Origin of the sequence: Microbacterium aquimaris (genome assembly GCF_039531285.1) — a bacterium.
Lineage (GTDB): Bacteria > Actinomycetota > Actinomycetes > Actinomycetales > Microbacteriaceae > Microbacterium > Microbacterium aquimaris.
Window position 1 is genome coordinate 1,753,534 of the sequence record NZ_BAAAPT010000001.1, and the last position, 17,571, is coordinate 1,771,104.

15 protein-coding genes are annotated in these 17,571 nt (G+C 68.1%); 8 read left to right on the forward strand and 7 right to left on the reverse strand.

All coding sequences use genetic code 11. From position 1 onward, the window contains the following. Positions 1-43: 43 nt before the first annotated feature. The 7 genes from ABD204_RS08045 to sdhC all read right to left on the reverse strand — a co-directional run bounded on the left by ABD204_RS08045 (position 44) and on the right by sdhC (position 7,865). Positions 44-1,966 carry an NHL repeat-containing protein gene (locus ABD204_RS08045; RefSeq protein WP_194424107.1) on the reverse strand — a complete coding sequence of 641 codons (1,923 nt, stop codon included), beginning with the start codon at positions 1,964-1,966 and terminating at the stop codon, positions 44-46. Positions 1,967-2,107: 141 nt separating this feature from the next. Next, complete coding sequence (locus ABD204_RS08050; protein ID WP_194424108.1) at positions 2,108-2,956, reverse strand: exodeoxyribonuclease III; 849 nt, start codon at positions 2,954-2,956, stop codon at positions 2,108-2,110. Positions 2,957-3,085: 129 nt separating this feature from the next. Next, a complete protein-coding gene (locus ABD204_RS08055) occupies positions 3,086-4,336 on the reverse strand; it encodes a YihY/virulence factor BrkB family protein (RefSeq protein WP_322597551.1) in 1,251 nt (416 codons plus the stop codon). Positions 4,337-4,362: 26 nt separating this feature from the next. Then, a complete protein-coding gene (locus tag ABD204_RS08060; RefSeq protein ID WP_194424109.1) occupies positions 4,363-5,142 on the reverse strand; it encodes a succinate dehydrogenase iron-sulfur subunit in 780 nt (259 codons plus the stop codon). After that, a complete protein-coding gene (gene sdhA / locus ABD204_RS08065; protein WP_194424110.1) occupies positions 5,142-6,947 on the reverse strand; it encodes a succinate dehydrogenase flavoprotein subunit in 1,806 nt (601 codons plus the stop codon). Before sdhA ends, ABD204_RS08060 begins: the two co-directional genes overlap by 1 nt. 37 nt (positions 6,948-6,984) lie before the next feature. After that, positions 6,985-7,431 carry a succinate dehydrogenase hydrophobic membrane anchor subunit gene (locus ABD204_RS08070; RefSeq protein ID WP_194424111.1) on the reverse strand — a complete coding sequence of 149 codons (447 nt, stop codon included), beginning with the start codon at positions 7,429-7,431 and terminating at the stop codon, positions 6,985-6,987. Beyond that, positions 7,431-7,865 (reverse strand): succinate dehydrogenase, cytochrome b556 subunit, encoded by a 435-nt coding sequence (gene sdhC / locus ABD204_RS08075; RefSeq protein ID WP_194424112.1) that lies wholly within the window; start codon positions 7,863-7,865, stop codon positions 7,431-7,433. Before sdhC ends, ABD204_RS08070 begins: the two co-directional genes overlap by 1 nt. Positions 7,866-8,085: 220 nt before the next feature. Here sdhC and ABD204_RS08080 point away from each other — a divergent pair, with 220 nt between their 5' ends. From ABD204_RS08080 to ABD204_RS08115, 8 genes are all read left to right on the forward strand, one after another. Then, positions 8,086-9,201 carry a mannose-1-phosphate guanylyltransferase gene (locus tag ABD204_RS08080; RefSeq protein ID WP_194424113.1) on the forward strand — a complete coding sequence of 372 codons (1,116 nt, stop codon included), beginning with the start codon at positions 8,086-8,088 and terminating at the stop codon, positions 9,199-9,201. A gap of 131 nt (positions 9,202-9,332) precedes the next feature. Then, positions 9,333-10,436 carry a BMP family lipoprotein gene (locus ABD204_RS08085; RefSeq protein WP_194424114.1) on the forward strand — a complete coding sequence of 368 codons (1,104 nt, stop codon included), beginning with the start codon at positions 9,333-9,335 and terminating at the stop codon, positions 10,434-10,436. 78 nt (positions 10,437-10,514) lie between these two features. Beyond that, the gene (locus ABD204_RS08090) at positions 10,515-12,047 is read left to right on the forward strand and encodes an ABC transporter ATP-binding protein (RefSeq protein WP_194424115.1); all 1,533 of its coding nucleotides are present in this window, start codon (positions 10,515-10,517) and stop codon (positions 12,045-12,047) included. After that, the gene (locus ABD204_RS08095) at positions 12,044-13,369 is read left to right on the forward strand and encodes an ABC transporter permease (RefSeq protein ID WP_322597552.1); all 1,326 of its coding nucleotides are present in this window, start codon (positions 12,044-12,046) and stop codon (positions 13,367-13,369) included. The genes ABD204_RS08090 and ABD204_RS08095 overlap by 4 nt, the downstream gene beginning before the upstream one ends. Then, positions 13,366-14,652: an ABC transporter permease gene (locus ABD204_RS08100; RefSeq protein WP_194424116.1), complete on the forward strand. Its 1,287-nt coding sequence runs from the start codon at positions 13,366-13,368 to the stop codon at positions 14,650-14,652. The genes ABD204_RS08095 and ABD204_RS08100 overlap by 4 nt, the downstream gene beginning before the upstream one ends. Before the next feature lies 1 nt (position 14,653). Beyond that, positions 14,654-15,067 carry a cytidine deaminase gene (locus tag ABD204_RS08105; RefSeq protein ID WP_194424117.1) on the forward strand — a complete coding sequence of 138 codons (414 nt, stop codon included), beginning with the start codon at positions 14,654-14,656 and terminating at the stop codon, positions 15,065-15,067. Further along, a complete protein-coding gene (locus ABD204_RS08110; RefSeq protein WP_194424118.1) occupies positions 15,064-16,374 on the forward strand; it encodes a thymidine phosphorylase in 1,311 nt (436 codons plus the stop codon). Before ABD204_RS08105 ends, ABD204_RS08110 begins: the two co-directional genes overlap by 4 nt. Positions 16,375-16,442: 68 nt before the next feature. Further along, positions 16,443-17,558 (forward strand): adenosine deaminase, encoded by a 1,116-nt coding sequence (locus ABD204_RS08115; protein WP_194424119.1) that lies wholly within the window; start codon positions 16,443-16,445, stop codon positions 17,556-17,558. Positions 17,559-17,571: the final 13 nt, after the last annotated feature.

Here is a 17,571-nt window from a genome sequence, read left to right on the forward strand (position 1 = left end):
ACAATCCTAGGCGTGCCGAGGACCCGGGCCCACGCGACGGGCATCACCCTGCGCTGCTCGCGAACGGCTCGACCGGGAGTGGCGCGGCGGCGCCGACGAAGGCGACGATCTGGTGTGCGCCGGGGTTGGTCTGCACGGGGATGTTCTCCCAGTTGTTCGCCACCCAGACGTTGCCGGAAGGGTCGACGGCGACGCCGGTGTTGCGGGTGAAGCCGTCGAAGGCGTAACCGGTGTCATCCGGGGAGATCGCCTCGCCCGTCTGCAATCCGCGCGGGCAGGTGTCGGAGTCGGTGCCGCAGAACGCCGACAGACGCTGGTCGGCGAAATTGGCGACCCAGACGTTGCCGTCGCCGTCGGTGGCGATTCCCCACGGGCGGGTCAGCCCGCCGCCGGTGAAGGTGCCCGAGACGGTGGTCCCGTCGGGGGAGAGCAGGGACACGGATGCGGCACCTTCCGCGTCGGCGGGCCGATCCGGGCAGGGGAGGGTGGTCGTGCCGGAGTTGGCGACCCACACGTTGCCGTGGGTGTCCGTGGTCAGACCCATCGGGTTCTGGAATCCCGGATCGGTCAGCGGGGACCCGTCGATCGGGGTGCCGTCGCGGTCGAGGACGGCGACGGTGTTGTTGGCGACACCGCTGACGAAGAGGTGGTCACCGTTGTCGACGACGTCGAACGGCTGTTCCAGGCCGAGGTCGCTGATATTGACGGCCTGCTCGGGGTCGCCCCCGGGATAGAGCGAAACGGTGTCGTTGCCGCAGCTGGCGATCCAGACGTCGTCATTGGCCGAGACCTCGATTCCCTGCGGCCAGCTGAGGTCACCCCCGGTGAACCCGCGGTCGGGCGAGAGCGGCTCGCCGTCGTAGGTGAACAGCGACATGCTGTCGTGCGGAGGCTGCTCGTCCTCGGGGCAGCCGGGGGCCGCCGCGGCGAAGCCGAAGTTACTGAACCACAGCAACCCTTCACTGGTGAAGTCGATGCCGTAGCCGGAGCCGGAAAGCCCGCCGCCCTCGTAGGTCTCGAGCAGTTCACCGGTGGGTGCGAACTTGAACATCTGGTCGCTCCCGCATACGGGGGTCTGCGGGTCGGCGTCGTACTCGTAGTTGTTGTTGATCCAGATGTTCCCATCCGGGTCGATCGCGAAGTTGCCGGGGCCGGCCAGGTCGGTGCCATCTCCGTCGAACCGCAACGCAAGGGTCCACGCCGCCGGCGCGGCGTCGAGTCCGGGACGATCGCCCTGTTCGAGCTGGGACAGTTCGAACACCTCCTCGGCCGCGGCGGAGGGGTCCCGGGCGATCGCCGCGATGGCCGAAGCCATCGATGCGGTGTCGTCGACACCGGCCGCCGCGTACACGTCGTGGCACACGTCGCGGTCCACAAGACATGCCCCGACCACGTTGGACAGTGAGGTGAAAGCCGGGAGGGTCTGAGTCTCGTAGGCGTTGGGGGAGGTCAGCAGCAGCTCGCCGTATGCACCCGTCACGGGGTCGGCGAGGTTGGCGGCCATGTCGGTCGCGTTCGCGAGGCCTGGGTTCTCACCCGAGGGGAGCTCGCGTCCGAAGAATTGGGCGAGCCCGTATGCCGCGGCGACGGTGGTGCGTTCGTTGACGGTGAACTCGCTCACGTCGGCGGAAGACGTCACCACGGCCAGGTCCGCACGCTCGGCACCGCCGTGGGCGGCCTCCACGAGGAGCACCCGGTCGTCCGGTACGGTCATCGGATCGAACGTGAACGCTCCGCCGTCATCGGCGGTCGTCTTCCCGAGCTCGATCGGCGCTCCGGCTCCGATCGCCCACGCGGTCACTTCCCATCCGGCGGTGTCGGCACCGGAGGCGACGAGGTCGACACGCCCGTGGATGCCGCCGTCGGCATGTTCCACGTCGCTCGTCGCGCTACAGGCGGTGAGTGCGAGGGCGATCGCCGCCGTCGCGGACAGGACGATGCGCGTGCGCGCACTCCGAGAACCCATTCATGCCTCCCAGTGGTCGTGAACGGCCTCAGACTATCGACCGAGGTGGGTCTCATCACGGCCTCCATAGGGAGCCGTGACGGCATGGTTATCGTTCCCGCGGGCGCGGGCGCGGACGCGGACGCGGGCGCGGGCGCCGGCTCAGGCGGGGAACCGGTAGTCGGCGATGACCGGCGCATGATCGCTCCACCGGGTGTCCCACGACGGAGCGCGTTCGACACGGTAGTCCACCACCCGCTCGGCGAGCTCCGGGGTCGCCAGGTGGTAGTCGATCCGCCATCCGGTGTCGTTGTCGAACGCGCGACCACGCATCGACCACCACGTATAAGGCCCCTCGACGTCGCCGTGGAAGCGGCGCCCGACGTCCACCCAGCCGCGCCCGGTCCCCCCTTGGCCGTCGACGGTCTCGACCTCGACACCCTCTTCGCCGAGCCATCGGTCGAAGTACCCGCGCTCGCGCGGCAGGAACCCGCTCTTCTTCCGGTTCCCGCGCCAGTTCTTGATGTCGATCTCGCGGTGCCCGACGTTGAGGTCACCCATCACGAGAGCGAGCGGCGCCTGTGCGCGCAGCTGCGACAGCCGCGCGTCCATCGTGTCCAGGAACATCCACTTCTGGTCTTGTCGCGGCGTTTCCGCCTCACCGGTGTGCACGTAGGCACTCACGACCGTGAGGTGCGACCCGGCCACCTCCAGATCGGCCTCGATCCAGCGTCCCGCCGAATCGAACTCCGCCGGACCGAACTCGGTGCGCCACGCCGCGACCGGGCTCCGGGTGGCGATGGCCACGCCGGCGCGGCCCTTCGCGCTCGCCTCGTCGGCGACCAGTTCCCAGCCGGGGAGGGACGCGGCGAGCTGATCGGCGTCGGCCCGCACCTCCTGCAGGGCGAGGACATCGACGTTCGCGCTGTCGAGCCAGTCGAGCATGCCCTTGCGGACTGCGGCACGGATGCCGTTGACGTTCACGGACGCGATGCGGAGGTCTTGTGGCACGCCCGCCAGCCTAACGGCGCCCTCCGACACGTTCCGCTTGTCGCCGGAACAGCTTCTCCGGCGGGCCGATCATCGTCGTCGCCGCAGCAGCATCCCTTCTTCCCGCGGCGGAACCGGGCAGCCGCGGCGTTACTCGAAGAGGGAGCCGCGGGTCACGGGCGGGGGAGCGGCGTGCTCGACTTCGGCGAGTTCCTTCTCGGCCTCCGCGACGGCCCGTCGGGCGGCGAAGTGGCGATACCACGGTGCGGTCTTCGCCTCGTTCCGGGCGCTGCGCAGCCGGACGCGCGCCGCCGTGAGCAGGGCCGCGTGCTCGGCGGCCAGCCGCTCCTCTTCGGTGCGCTGCAGGATGGGGAGGTTCTCATCGGTCGTGGCGACAGCCATCCACGACGAGGCGACCAGGATGATCACGCCGATGATCCGGAACCACAGCAGCAGTCCGACGAAGATCGCGAACGTCGCCAGCAGCGGGTTCGACGGTGTGTAGATCAGCAGCCAGCCCGCGCCCAGCTGGAGGACGGTGATCGCCGCGCCACCGAGGATCGCTCCCGGGATGATCTGGCGCCACTTCAGGGAGGTGCCGGTGAGGAATTTCACCAGTGACGCCAACGCCGCGGAGTAGAGAAGGAAGGAGACGAGGAGGGCGGCGGCACGGGCGAGGATGTTGTAGGCCGGCGATGCGGTCGGCCATCCGAGCATGTGGAAGACGAGGTTCAACGCCCACACGCCGAGGAAACCGAGGCCCGACCCGACCAGGAGTGCGGCGCCGAAGATCGCCGAGGCGAGCAGATCCCGGGCCTTCAGGAGCATATAGCTGCGGCGGTCTGGCGGGATGCCGAAGATATCTCGCACGGCGCGGCGGGCGAACGTGATGAAGCCGATCGCGGTCCAGATCAAGGTGACCAGGGCGACGATACCGGTGACGCCCAGCACGCTGGAGCTGCTGGTGGCGATCTCGGTGACCTGCGCGGTGGTGAACAGGCCTTCGTCCCCGATCAGCCCAGGGATGTAGCTGTTGATCGCGCCGATCAGCGCGTCGATCGCTTCGGTGCTTCCGCCGAGCCACAGCCCGGCGATGGCGAAGGCGACGTAGATCGTCGCGAAGATCGCAAAGAGCGCCTGGTAGCTGACGCCGGCAGCCAAGAGGAAGCCGTTTCGCTGCAGGAAGTGCCGCCACACCCGCACGGGGAACCACGCGAGGGTCTTCCGGGTGAGGCTCGTGGCACGGTCGATCGGTTGCTCGAACCGATCGCGCAACGCCTCCTGTGTCGCCTCCCAGCGGGCGCGGAGGGTCTGCTCCTCATGGGTCGCCTCCGCGACCGTCAGATCGCGCTCGGTGTCCTCGGCCGGGGTCTCCGGATGACGGTGTCGCGAACCTCTCACACGTTCACACTACGACGAGGATGTGCTCACGCGCCGCCGCGCAGCACGGCCTGCTTGACCTCGGCGATCGCCTTGGTGACCTCGATGCCACGGGGGCATGCCTCGGTGCAGTTGAAGGTCGTCCGGCAGCGCCACACGCCCTCCTTGTCGTTGAGGATGTCCAGGCGCATGTCGCCGGCGTCGTCGCGGGAGTCGAAGATGAAGCGGTGGGCGTTGACGATCGCGGCCGGGCCGAAGTACTGGCCATCGGTCCAGAACACCGGGCACGAGGAGGTGCACGCGGCGCACAGGATGCACTTGGTGGTGTCGTCGAAGACCGCGCGGTCCTTGATGGTCTGGACGCGCTCCTTGCCCGGCTCGGGTGCCGAGCCGGAGATCAGGAACGGCTGCACCTCGCGGTACGACGCGAAGAAGGGCTCCATGTCGACGACGAGATCCTTCTCCAGCGGCAGGCCCTTGATGGCCTCGACGTAGATCGGCTGCGAGATGTCGAGGTCCTTGATGAGGGTCTTGCAGGCGAGGCGGTTGCGACCGTTGATGCGCATCGCGTCCGAACCGCAGATGCCGTGGGCGCACGAGCGGCGGAAGGTGAGGGACCCGTCGACCTCCCACTTGATCTTGTGGAGGGCATCCAGCACGCGGTCGGTCGAGAACAGCTCGACGTCGTAGTCCACCCAGCGGGGCTCGGCGTCGACCTCGGGGTCGAAACGCCGGATGATGAAGGTCACGAGGAACGACTGCACGCCGGTGTCGTCGTGTTCCTCGACCTCGGAGACCGCGTCGGGGTCGACCAGAGCGGTGGACATCAGTACTTCCTCTCCATCGGCTGGTATCGAGTGATCACGACGGGCTTCCAGCCCAGCGAGATGTGATCGTCGGCGTGCGACGAGTGCGGGTCGCCGGTCAGGTACGACATCGTGTGCTGCATGAAGTTCTCGTCGTCGCGCTTGGGGTAGTCGTCGCGCATGTGACCGCCGCGGCTCTCCTTGCGGTTGCGGGCGGCGACGACGACGACCTCGGCGATGTCGAGGAGGAACCCGAGTTCGACGGCCTCGAGCAGGTCGGTGTTGAACCGCTTGCCCTTGTCGTCGACGTGGATGTTCTTGAAGCGCTCGCGCAGTTCTTCGATCGTCTCGAGCATCTCGCCGAGCGACTCGTCGGTGCGGAACACCTGCGCCTTCTTGTCCATCTCGTCCTGCAGCGTCTTGCGCAGCACGGCGATGCGCTCGGTGCCCTCGCCGGCGCGGAGGCCTTCGATGAGCTCGCGGACGGCTCCGGCCGGGTCGTCGGGCAGTGGCACGAAGTCGGCGTCCTTGACGTATTCGACCGCGTTGCGCCCGGCGCGCTTACCGAACACGTTGATGTCCAGGAGCGAGTTCGTGCCCAGACGGTTCGAGCCGTGGACCGACACGCACGCGCACTCGCCGGCGGCGTAGAGGCCGGGCACGACGGTGTCGTTGTCGCTGAGGACCTCGGCTTCGACGTTGGTGGGGATGCCGCCCATGGCGTAGTGGGCGGTGGGCATCACCGGGACCGGCTCGACGACGGGGTCGACACCGAGGTAGGTGCGGGCGAACTCGGTGATGTCGGGGAGCTTGGTCTCGAGGACCTCGGCGCCCAGGTGCGTGCAGTCCAGCAGCACGTAGTCCTTGTGCGGACCCGCGCCGCGACCTTCCGCGACCTCCTGCACCATGCATCGGGCGACGATGTCGCGCGGGGCGAGGTCCTTGATGGTCGGCGCGTAGCGCTCCATGAAGCGCTCGCCCGAGGCATTGCGGAGGATCGCGCCCTCTCCTCGTGCGCCTTCGGTCAGGAGGATGCCGAGGCCGGCCAGGCCAGTGGGGTGGAACTGGAAGAACTCCATGTCCTCCAGGGGCAGGCCCTTGCGCCACACGATGCCGACGCCGTCGCCGGTGAGCGTGTGGGCGTTGGAGGTGGTTTTGAAGATCTTGCCGAACCCGCCGGTGGCGAACACGACGGCCTTGGACTGGAACACGTGCAGGTCGCCGGTGGCCAGCTCGTAGGCGACGACGCCGGAGACCTTCGTCGAACCGTCGGCGTCCTTCACGGTGAGCAGGTCGAGGACGTAGAACTCGTTGAAGAAGTTGATGCCGAGCTTGACGCAGTTCTGGAAGAGCGTCTGCAGGATCATGTGGCCGGTGCGGTCGGCGGCGTAGCAGGCCCGGCGCACCGGGTTCTTGCCGTGCTCGGCGGTGTGTCCGCCGAAGCGGCGCTGGTCGATCTTGCCCTCGGGGGTGCGGTTGAACGGAAGGCCCATGTTCTCGAGGTCGATGACCGCGTCGATGGCCTCCTTGGCGAGGATCTCGGCGGCGTCCTGGTCGACGAGGTAGTCGCCGCCCTTGACGGTGTCGAAGGTGTGCCACTCCCACGAGTCCTCTTCGACGTTCGCGAGCGCCGCGGCCATACCGCCCTGTGCCGCGCCGGTGTGCGAGCGCGTCGGGTAGAGCTTGGAGATGACCGCGGTCTTGGCGCCGGGGCCGGCCTCGATCGCCGCGCGCATGCCGGCGCCGCCGGCGCCGACGATCACGATGTCGAACTGGTGGTAGTGGACGCCGTCCTTGACGTAGCTGTCCGCGGTGTCGGTGCTCACTGGCTGTTGGTTTCCGTCTCTGAAGGGTTCTCGTCGCTCACGCGGCCTGGCAGTCGGCCCAGAGGATGCTCTCGGGGGTGACGCCGAGGCAGGGGTCGAAGGTGAACACGACCAGCGTGCCGAGGACGATGAGGAAGCCTGCGGCAAGCCACACCGCCCACACCAGCACGCTTCTCGTGGTCTTGTGGGTGACGTAGTCGTTCACGATCGTGCGCATCCCGTTCGCGCCGTGGATGAGGGCCAACCACAGCATCAGCACGTCCCACCACTGCCAGAACGGGCTGGCGAGCTTGCCGGCGACGAAGGCGAAGTCGATCTGGTGGATGCCCTCACCGGTCATGAGATTGACGAACAGGTGGCCGAAGATGAGGACCACCAGCAGCACGCCCGAGGCGCGCATGTACATCCAGCCCCACTTCTCGAGGTTGCCGCCGCGGCGGCTCGTCGGGCGTGCGGAGCGGGGGTCGGCGATGGTCGCGGACATCAGTGGCCACCTCCCACGGTCGAGAAGACGTTGATGAGGTGGCGCGGCACGAAGCCGGCCATCGTGACGACCCACAGGCCGAGGACCCCCCACCACAGCTGGCGCTGGTAGCGGGCCCCCTTGGACCAGAAGTCGACGAGGATGATGCGCAGGCCGTTGTAGGCGTGGTAGGCGATCGCGCCGACCAGGGCGATCTCACCGATGCCCATCAGGGGGTTCTTGTATGCGCCGATGACGATGTCGTACGCCTCGGGCGAGACCCGGATCAGGGCCGTGTCGAGCACGTGCACGAGGAGGAAGAAGAAGATCGCGACACCGGTGATGCGGTGCAGGACCCAGGACCACATCCCCTCGTTGCCGCGGTAGAGGGTTCCTCGGGGTACTCGCGATGTCGTCTGCGACACCGTCGGTACCTCGCGTGCTGGAGCAGACACGGTCGTCCTCCCTGGACTCGTACACGGTGAGAGCGAGGTGCCCTCTCGGAGACCGATCGGTCCCCGGCGTCACGCGGGCGCTGCGGATATCTTATTGGGCGGCTCGCGGATACGGCGATTAGGGCGACCTAACTCTCTCGACGTCGAGAGAGTTGGGTCGGGGGCGGCGGGGCACGCCGGATGTCACACGAACGAGACGGGCGGCCGCTACCCTGGCCGCATGCCTGAGCCGATCTCCGACTTCTACGCCGTCATCCCCGCCGGAGGGATCGGCAGTCGCCTGTGGCCGCTGTCGCGTGCCGACGCGCCGAAGTTCCTGCACGATCTGAGCGGCTCGGGTCAGACCCTCCTGCGCGACACGTGGGACCGCCTGGAACCCCTCGCCGGTGCGGACCGCATCTCGGTGGTCACCGGCCGCGCGCATCGCGCGGCGGTCGAGGAACAACTCCCGGGCATCCCGGACGAGAACGTGTTCCTCGAATCGGAGCCGCGGGACTCGGCGGCGGCGATCGGGCTGGCCGCGGCGATCCTGCACCACCGAGAGCCGGATGTGATCATCGGGTCCTTCGCGGCGGACCACGTCATCCGTGTTCCCCACCTGTTCGACTGGGCGGTGCGCCAGGCGGTCGAAACCGCGCGCAAGGGGTATGTCTGCACGATCGGCATCCAGCCCTCCGAACCGTCGATCGGGTTCGGATACATCAAGAAGGGTGACGGCGTGGTCATCGACGGCGCCCCCGAGGCGGCGCTCGTGCAGAGCTTCGTGGAAAAGCCCGACTTCGAGACCGCGAAGGCCTACTTCGCCGATCGTTCCTACCTCTGGAACGCGGGGATGTTCATCTCCCGCGCCGACGTCTTGCTCGCCGAGATCGAGGCGAACCAGCCCGAACTGCACGCCGGCCTCATGGAGCTGGCCGAAGCGTGGGACGACCGGGAGCGCCGCGGACCCGTCGTGGACCGGGTGTGGCCGTCGCTGACGAAGATCGCCATCGACTACGCCGTCGCCGAGCCCGCCGCGGCCAAGGGTCGCCTCGCGGTCATCCCCGGCCACTTCGACTGGGACGACGTGGGGGATTTCGCCAGTCTCGCCAAGCTCAACTCCCACGGCAGGCACAACGACCTGGCGATCCTGGGGGAGAACGCGAGGATCCTCTCCGACGCCGCCAGCGGCATCGTGGTCAGCCAGACCTCTCGCGTGATCAGCCTGATCGGCGTGCGCGACATCGTCGTGGTCGACACCGAGGACGCCCTCCTGGTGACCACCAGCGAGAACGCGCAACGGGTGAAGGGTGTCGTGGACGCCCTGAAGCTGTCGGGTCGCGGCGACGTGCTCTGACCGACGTCGCTGATATTGCAGATCGGTAACCTTTGGCCGGTGAGAGTGCTGAGTCTCTGTCGATTTCACTTAACACTGTGTAACTTGATGCAGTCCCCGTGAGAGTCGCGGGGCGAGATGTGGAGGCTGAGTTGACCATCTCACGCACCAAGAAGCTCGTCGGCGTCACAGCCGCCGCGGGCCTGCTCGTCGCCCTCGCCGGTTGCGGCGCCGCTCCGGAGGACGACACGACCACCGACACCGCCGAGGGCATGTCCGACTTCAAGGCCTGCATGGTCTCGGACGAGGGTGGCTTCAACGACAAGTCGTTCAACCAGCTGGGCCTGGCGGGCCTCGAGGCCGCCCAGGAGGAGCTCGGTTTCGAGATCGCCACGACCGAGTCCTCGTCGGCCAGCGACTACGACGCGAACCTCGACGGCCTCGTGGCCGACGGCTGCGACTTCATCGTCTCGGTCGGCTTCCTGCTGAGCGCGCCGACCGTCACGGCCGCGCTGGCCAACCCCGACGTCGAATTCGCCATCATCGACGACTGGGCCGACAACGACTTCGACGGCGAGACCGACGCCCCGAACATCAAGCCGCTGGTGTTCGACACCGCCCAGGCGGCCTTCCTCGGCGGCTACGCCGCCGCTTCGTACTCCGAGTCGGGCAAGGTCGGCACCTTCGGTGGCGCCAAGATCCCGCCGGTGACGATCTTCATGGACGGCTTCCAGCTCGGTGTGGAGTACTACAACGAGCAGAACGGCACCGACGTCGAGGTCGTCGGCTGGGACATCGAGTCGCAGGAGGGCCAGTTCACCGAGGAGTTCGCGGCGAACGACAAGGCCAAGCAGGTCGCGCAGGGCATCATCGACCAGGACGTCGATGTGCTGTTGCCGGTCGGCGGCCCGATCTACCAGTCCGCCGCTGAGGCGATCCGCGACTCCGGTGGTGACATCGCTCTGATGGGTGTCGACGCCGACGTCTACGAGACCGACCCGTCGGTCGCCGACCTGCTGCTCGTGTCGATCCTCAAGGGTATGGATGTCGCGGTGTACGAGTCCGCCGTCCAGGCCGCGAACGACGAGTACGACGTGACCCCGTTCGTGGGCACGCTCGAGAACGACGGTGTCGGCATCTCGTCCTTCCACGACTTCGAGGACATGGTCGACGCCGACCTGGCCGCGCAGCTGGAGGAGATCCGCGCCGGCATCATCGACGGTTCGATCGACGCCACGTCGCCCGCTTCGCCGTAAGCGACGAGGAAACACCCCGGCGGACGGACAGATGCGTGCATCTGTCCGGCCGCCTTTCGAATCGATAGATTGGCGGATATGACGCTCGAGCTTCGAGGGATCACCAAGCGCTTCGGGGCGCTGGTGGCCAACGACCACATCGATCTGGTGGTCGAGCCGGGGGAGATCCACTGCCTCCTCGGCGAGAACGGCGCCGGAAAGAGCACGCTCATGAACGTGCTCTACGGCCTCTATTCGGCGGAGGAGGGCGACATCGTCATCGACGGCGAGGTGCAGCACTTCGCCGGTCCCGGTGACGCGATGGCCGCGGGCATCGGCATGGTGCATCAGCACTTCATGCTCATCCCGGTCTTCACCGTCGCCGAGAACGTGATGCTCGGCCACGAGGACACCAACGGCATCGGCGCCCTGGACCTCGACAAGGCCCGCGCCCACGTGAACGAGGTGGCCGCGCGCTTCGGTTTCCAGATCGACCCCGACGCGCTCGTCGGCGACCTCCCGGTCGGCGCCCAGCAGCGGGTCGAGATCATCAAGGCGCTCTCGCGCGACGCGAAGGTGCTCGTGTTCGACGAGCCCACCGCGGTCCTCACGCCCCAGGAGACCGACGAGCTGATGGGCATCATGCGTCAGCTGCGGGACGAGGGCACCTCCATCGTCTTCATCACCCACAAACTGCGTGAGGTCCGCGAAGTGGCGGACCGCATCACGGTCATCCGCCTCGGCAAGGTCGTCGGGGAGGCCGCGCCGACCGCGGACAACGCCGAGCTGGCCTCGCTCATGGTCGGTCGCGCCGTCGAACTGACCGTGCAGAAGGATGCGCCGCACCTGCGCGAGGGAGGGCTCGTCGTCGAGAACCTCCGCGTGGTCGACGACGCCGATCAGATCGTCGTCGACGACGTGAGCTTCTCGGTGCGGCCCGGTGAGGTCCTCGCCATCGCGGGGGTCCAGGGCAACGGCCAGACCGAGCTCACCGAGGCGATCGTCGGCCTCCAGCGCAAAGTGTCGGGCTCGATCGCCCTCGACGGCGATGAGCTGACCGGCAAGACCGTCAAACAGGTCATCGACAAGGGCGTCGGCTTCGTGCCGGAGGACCGCAAGGTCGAGGGGCTCGTGGGAGAGTTCAGCGTCGCCGACAATCTGATCCTGAACCGTTCCAGCGGCGCCCCGTTCTTCTCCGCCGCCACGCTCAAGCGCGGCGTGCTGCGCGAATTCGCCGAAGAGAAGATCGCCGAGTTCGACATCCGCACGCAGGGCCCCGACCTGGCCGCCGGACGCCTGTCGGGCGGCAACCAGCAGAAGGTCGTGCTCGCGCGCGAACTCAGCCGCGACCTGAAGCTGTTCGTCGCCTCGCAGCCCACACGCGGCATCGACGTCGGCTCCATCGAGTTCGTCCACAAACGCATCGTCGCCACGCGCGACGCCGGGGTCCCCGTGATCGTCGTCTCGACCGAGCTCGACGAGGTCTCCGCGCTCGCGGACCGGATCGCCGTCATGTATCGCGGACGCATCGTCGGGATCGTCCCCGGCGACGCTCCGCGCGAAGTCCTCGGCCTGATGATGGCCGGTGAGAAGCCGCCCGTCGAGGCGGCCGATGAGGAGGTCACCGCGTGAGCGGCCAGAGCCCCGAGAGTACCAGTCTCGGCCCCGGCGGGAGCGACCCCGTCCTCACCCGCAGTGCCGCGGGTGAAGCGCCCAGCCAGACACCCGTCGGAGACACCCCGCCGCCGCGCCAGAACCAGGTGATCCGCGAGATCCTCCGCGGCAACATCGTCACCACGCTCCTCGCGGTCGTGCTCGCGATGCTGATCGGTGGTGTCCTCGTCGCCCTCACCGACCCCGACGTCCAGGCCGCCGCCGGATACTTCTTCGCGCGTCCGCAGGACATGATCATCGCGGTGTGGCAGTCGTTCGCGGGCGCCTACTCGGCCTTGTTCCGCGGAGCGATCTGGAACTACGAGGCCGACACGTTCGTGCGCGCGATCAAGCCGATCACCGACACGCTCAACTTCGCCACACCGCTGATCGCGGCCGGACTCGGCGTGGGCCTGGCCTTCCGCGTGGGCCTGTTCAACATCGGTGCCCGCGGCCAGATGCTCATGGGCATCGCCGCCGCCGCGACGGTGGCCACCACCGTGCAGGCGCCGCTGCTGATCCACCTGCCGCTGACGATCGCGGCGGGCCTGGTCGGCGGGGCGCTCTGGGGCGGCCTGGTCGGATTCCTCAAGGCCCGCACCGGTGCCCACGAGGTGATCCTCACGATCATGCTCAACTTCGTGGCGTTCTACTTCGTGGCCTGGTTGCTGGCCACCCCGGGGCTGCTGCAGCGCCCCGGCGGCACCCAGCCGATCTCGTCTCCGACGCCGGAGACCGCGCAGTTCCCCTCGCTGTTCCCGGCACCCCTGACGGTGAACTGGGGCTTCATCGTCGCGATCGGGGCCACGGTGTTCGTGTGGTGGCTGGTCGAGCGTTCGAGCCTCGGTTTCCGGATGCGCGCGGTCGGTGAGAACCCGTTCGCCGCACGTGCGGCGGGCGTGAACGTCGAGCGGATCATCTTCTACGCCATGGCCTTCGCGGGTGCGCTGGCCGGGTTGGCCGGCGTCAACCAGATCTCCGGCACCATCACCAGCGGCTTCGGCAGCGGTATCGACGCCGGCATCGGGTTCGACGCGATCACCGTCGCGCTGCTGGGCCGCAGTAAAGCCTGGGGCGTGTTCGCCGCGGGCATCCTGTTCGGAGCACTCAAGGCGGGCAGCTTCACCATGCAGGTGTCGGAGGACATCCCCGTCGACATCGTCGTGGTGGTCCAGGCGCTCATCGTGCTGTTCATCGCGGCCCCGCCGCTGATCCGCACGATCTTCTTCCTTCCCAAGGACGACAGCGAAGTCTCGCCGAAGCGACGAGCCCGCCGTGCGGCGAAGGCGGGTGCGGCATGAGCATCGACACCACCGCCTCCGCAACCGGCGACGCGATCACCCGTGAGCGGGTCAAGCAGCGCCACTTCAAGCTTCCCGTCACCCTCGCCGTGGGGACGGCGCTGGTGTGGCTGATGGCGTTCGTCTTCGGGCGGGACGGCATCAGCACCTATCGCCTCGGCGACCGTACATCCTCCATAGACCTCGGCGACGTCGGCATCCCGACGGCCGCGACGGTCACGGCGTGTGCGATCGCGCTGGCGTTGCTGACGGCGTACGCCTTCTGGGCGGTCGCGACCTTCCGCAAGGTCGGCATGTGGGTGCCGATCGTGTTCGCGATCCTCGCCGTGTTCGCCTTCCTCACCTGGTCCGCCGCTGACGGTCTCGTCCCCGTGACCGGGCTGCTGTTCGGCGCCGTCTCCCTGTCGGTCCCGTTGGTCTTCGGCGCCCTCGGTGGTGTCATCGGCGAGCGGGCGGGGGTCGTGAACGTCGCGATCGAGGCGCAGTTCCTGTTCGCCGCGTTCAGCTCCGCCGTCATCGCGTCGATGACCGGCTCGGTGCTGCTCGGTCTGGTCGCGGCGATGGTCGCCGGAGCGTTGGTCGGGTCGGTACTGGCGGTCTTCTCGATCAAGTACCTCGTCGAACAGGTCATCATCGGTGTCGTGCTCAACGTGCTCATCATCGGGCTCACGAGCTTCCTGCACGGCGCGTTGCTGACCCCGAACTCGGAGGCGCTGAACTCGCCGCCGCGCTTCCCGCGACTGCCCATCCCGTTCCTGTCGGACATCCCGATCCTCGGGCCGGTGGTGTTCAACCAGACCTTGATCGTCTACATCATGTACGTCGCCGTGCCGCTCGTGGCGTGGGGCCTGTACAAGACCCGATGGGGTCTGCGTCTGCGGGCCGTGGGAGAACACCCGCAGGCCGCGGACACGGTGGGCATCAAGGTGAATCCGACCCGGTTCTGGAACGTCCTTCTCGCAGGCGCGATCGCCGGCATCGGCGGGGCATACTTCACGCTCGGTTCCGTCGGGTCCTTCGACAAGGAGATGACCGGCGGCCTCGGCTTCATCGCCCTCGCCGCGGTGATCTTCGGCGGGTGGGACCCGGTGCGGGCCACGCTCGCGGCGTTGCTGTTCGGCTTCGCGACCAACCTCGAGACGTTGCTGACGAACCTGGGCTCGCCCATCCCGTCGGAGTTCATGGCGATGCTCCCGTACGTCGTGACACTGCTGGCCGTGGTCGGGTTCGCCGGTCAGGTGAAGGCCCCGGCGGCATCCGGCAAACCGTACATCAAGGGGTGACATGACCGACATCGATTGGGATGTGCTGCGCACCGCCGCGGTCGAGGCGATGGAGCGCGCCTACGCGCCCTATTCACGGTTCAAAGTCGGTGCCGCGGCGCTGGTCACCGACGGCCGGATCGTCTCGGGCTGCAACGTCGAGAACGCCTCGTACGGGGTGACCCTGTGCGCCGAGTGCGGGCTCGTGTCCGACCTGCACATGTCCGGCGGGGGGAGCCTGGTCGCGTTCGTGTGCGTCGACGGGGAGGGCCGCACACTCATGCCGTGCGGCCGATGCCGGCAGTTGCTCTACGAGCATGCCATCCCCGGCATGCTGCTCGAGACCGTCTCGGGCATCCGTACCATCGACGACGTGCTGCCCGATGCGTTCGGCCCGCGCGATCTCGCTCCAGAACGCACCACGGAGATGACGTGACCCACGAAAGCACCCCCGCAGCCGTCGAACCCCATGACGCCGTGGACGTGATCCGCGCCAAGCGGGACGGGGGCGCGATCCCCGAGGACGCGTTGCGGTGGATGGTCGACGCCTACACGCGTGGCTATGTCTCCGACGCGCAGATGTCGGCGTTCACGATGGCGGTCCTGCTCAACGGCATGGAACGCGACGAGATCCGGGTGATGACCGATGCGATGATCGCCTCGGGTGAGCGCATGAGCTTCGCCGGGCTCGGCAAGCCCACCGTCGACAAGCACTCGACCGGGGGAGTGGGCGACAAGATCACCCTGCCGCTCGCGCCGCTGGTCGCGTCGTTCGGCGTCGCCGTGCCACAGCTGTCAGGTCGCGGTCTCGGCCACACCGGGGGAACCCTCGACAAGCTCGAGTCGATCCCGGGCTGGCGGGCGGCACTGTCGAATGACGAACTGTTCGCACAGCTGCAGGGTGTCGGCGCGGTCATCTGCGCGGCGGGATCGGGTCTGGCCCCGGCCGACAAGAAGCTCTATGCCCTCCGCGATGTCACCGGCACGGTCGAGGCGATCCCGTTGATCGCGTCGAGCATCATGTCCAAGAAGATCGCCGAGGGCACCGACTCGCTCGTGCTGGATGTGAAGTTCGGCTCGGGGGCGTTCATGCGTGACATCGATCGCGCTCGGGAGCTCGCCCGGACCATGGTCGCTCTGGGCACCGACTCCGGCGTATCGACCACGGCTCTGTTGACCGACATGAACGCCCCGCTCGGCCTGGCCATCGGCAACGCCAACGAGGTCCGTGAATCGGTCGAGGTGCTCGCCGGCGCAGGACCCACCGATGTCGTCGAGCTCACCGTCGCCCTCGCGCGCGAGATGCTCGCCCTCGCCGGTCGACCCGATGCTGACGTCGAGAAGGCGTTGACCGACGGGCGTGCGATGGATGCGTGGCGCGCGATGATCCGCGCACAAGACGGTGACCCCGACGCGGCCCTGCCCTCGCCGAAGGAGACACACGTGGTCACCGCACCCGAGGACGGCCACGTGGCGCGACTGGACGCCCTCTCGTTCGGAATCGCCGCGTGGCGCCTGGGTGCCGGCCGGGCCCGTGCACAGGACCCGGTCATCCACGCGGCCGGCATCGATCTGCACGCCAAGCCGGGAGACGTGGTCCGGAAGGGGCAACCGCTGTTCACGCTGCTCGCCGACGACGCCGCGCGTTTCGAGCGCGCACTGGCCGCCGTCGATGGGGCGTGGGAGATCTCCCCGCACGCGCCGGCCACCCATCCGATCGTGCGTGAACGCATCACCGCCTGAACGCCCCTCCCCTCACGCGTCCGCACGCGCTACTGTCGAAACCGCCCATCCAGCCGAGGAGTACGCCCATGCCCATCGAACCCGACGGTGACGCACGCCTGCAGGGCGTTTCGCTCCGCAGCCTGCCGAAGGTGTCGCTGCACGATCACCTCGACGGCGCTCTCCGGCCGGCCACGGTCGTCGAGCTCGCCGACGACATCGATCTCGATCTGCCCGAAGACGACGCCGACGAGCTCGCCGACTGGTTCGCCGACAAGAGCGATTCCGGATCCCTCGTCGACTACCTCAAGACCTTCGACGTGACGACCGCGGTGATGCAGACCCGTGAGGGTCTCACGCGTGTCGCCCGGGAGTTCGTCGAGGACCTCGCGGCCGACGGCGTCATCTACGGTGAGGTCCGGTGGGCGCCCGAGCAGCACCTGGCGCGCGGCTTGTCGTTGGACGAGGTCGTGGAAGCCGTGCAGGAGGGCATCGAGGAAGGCGAGGATGCGGCCGAGAGCGCGGGCCACGACATCCGCGTCGGGCAGCTGATCACCGCGATGCGGCACGCCGACCGGTCGCTGGAGATCGCCAAGCTCGCCGTCGAGTGGCGCGGACGTGGCGTGGTCGGCTTCGACATCGCCGGTGCCGAGGATGGATTCCCGCCCTCGAAGCACCGTGAGGCCTTCGACTACCTCGCATCACGGTTCCTGCCCACCACCGTGCACGCCGGGGAGGCGGCCGGGCTCGATTCGATCCGCTCGGCGCTGATCGACGGGCGCGCCCTGCGTCTGGGCCACGGTGTCCGCCTGGCCGAGGACCTGCGCGTGGTCTCCCGCGAGGGGGAGGAGGTGCAGGTGCAGTTCGGCGAACTGGCGCGCTGGGTGCGCGACCGGGAGATCCCCCTCGAGCTGTCGCCGTCGTCGAACCTGCAGACCGGAGCGATCGCCGCGTGGGGTGAGGAGATCGAGGACCACCCCTTCGACCTGCTCTACCAGCTCGGCTTCGCCGTCACCGTGAACGTCGACAACCGCCTGATGAGCCGCACGTCCCTGACGCGTGAGCTGCACCTGCTCGCCGAGGCCTTCGAGTACGATCTCGCCGACCTGGAGGCGTTCCAGCTGAACGCCGCTGCGGGCGCGTTCCTGACGATCGAGGAGCGCGAAGAGCTCATCGAGCTGATCGCGGAGGGCTTCGAACGCTGACCTGACGGTGAAG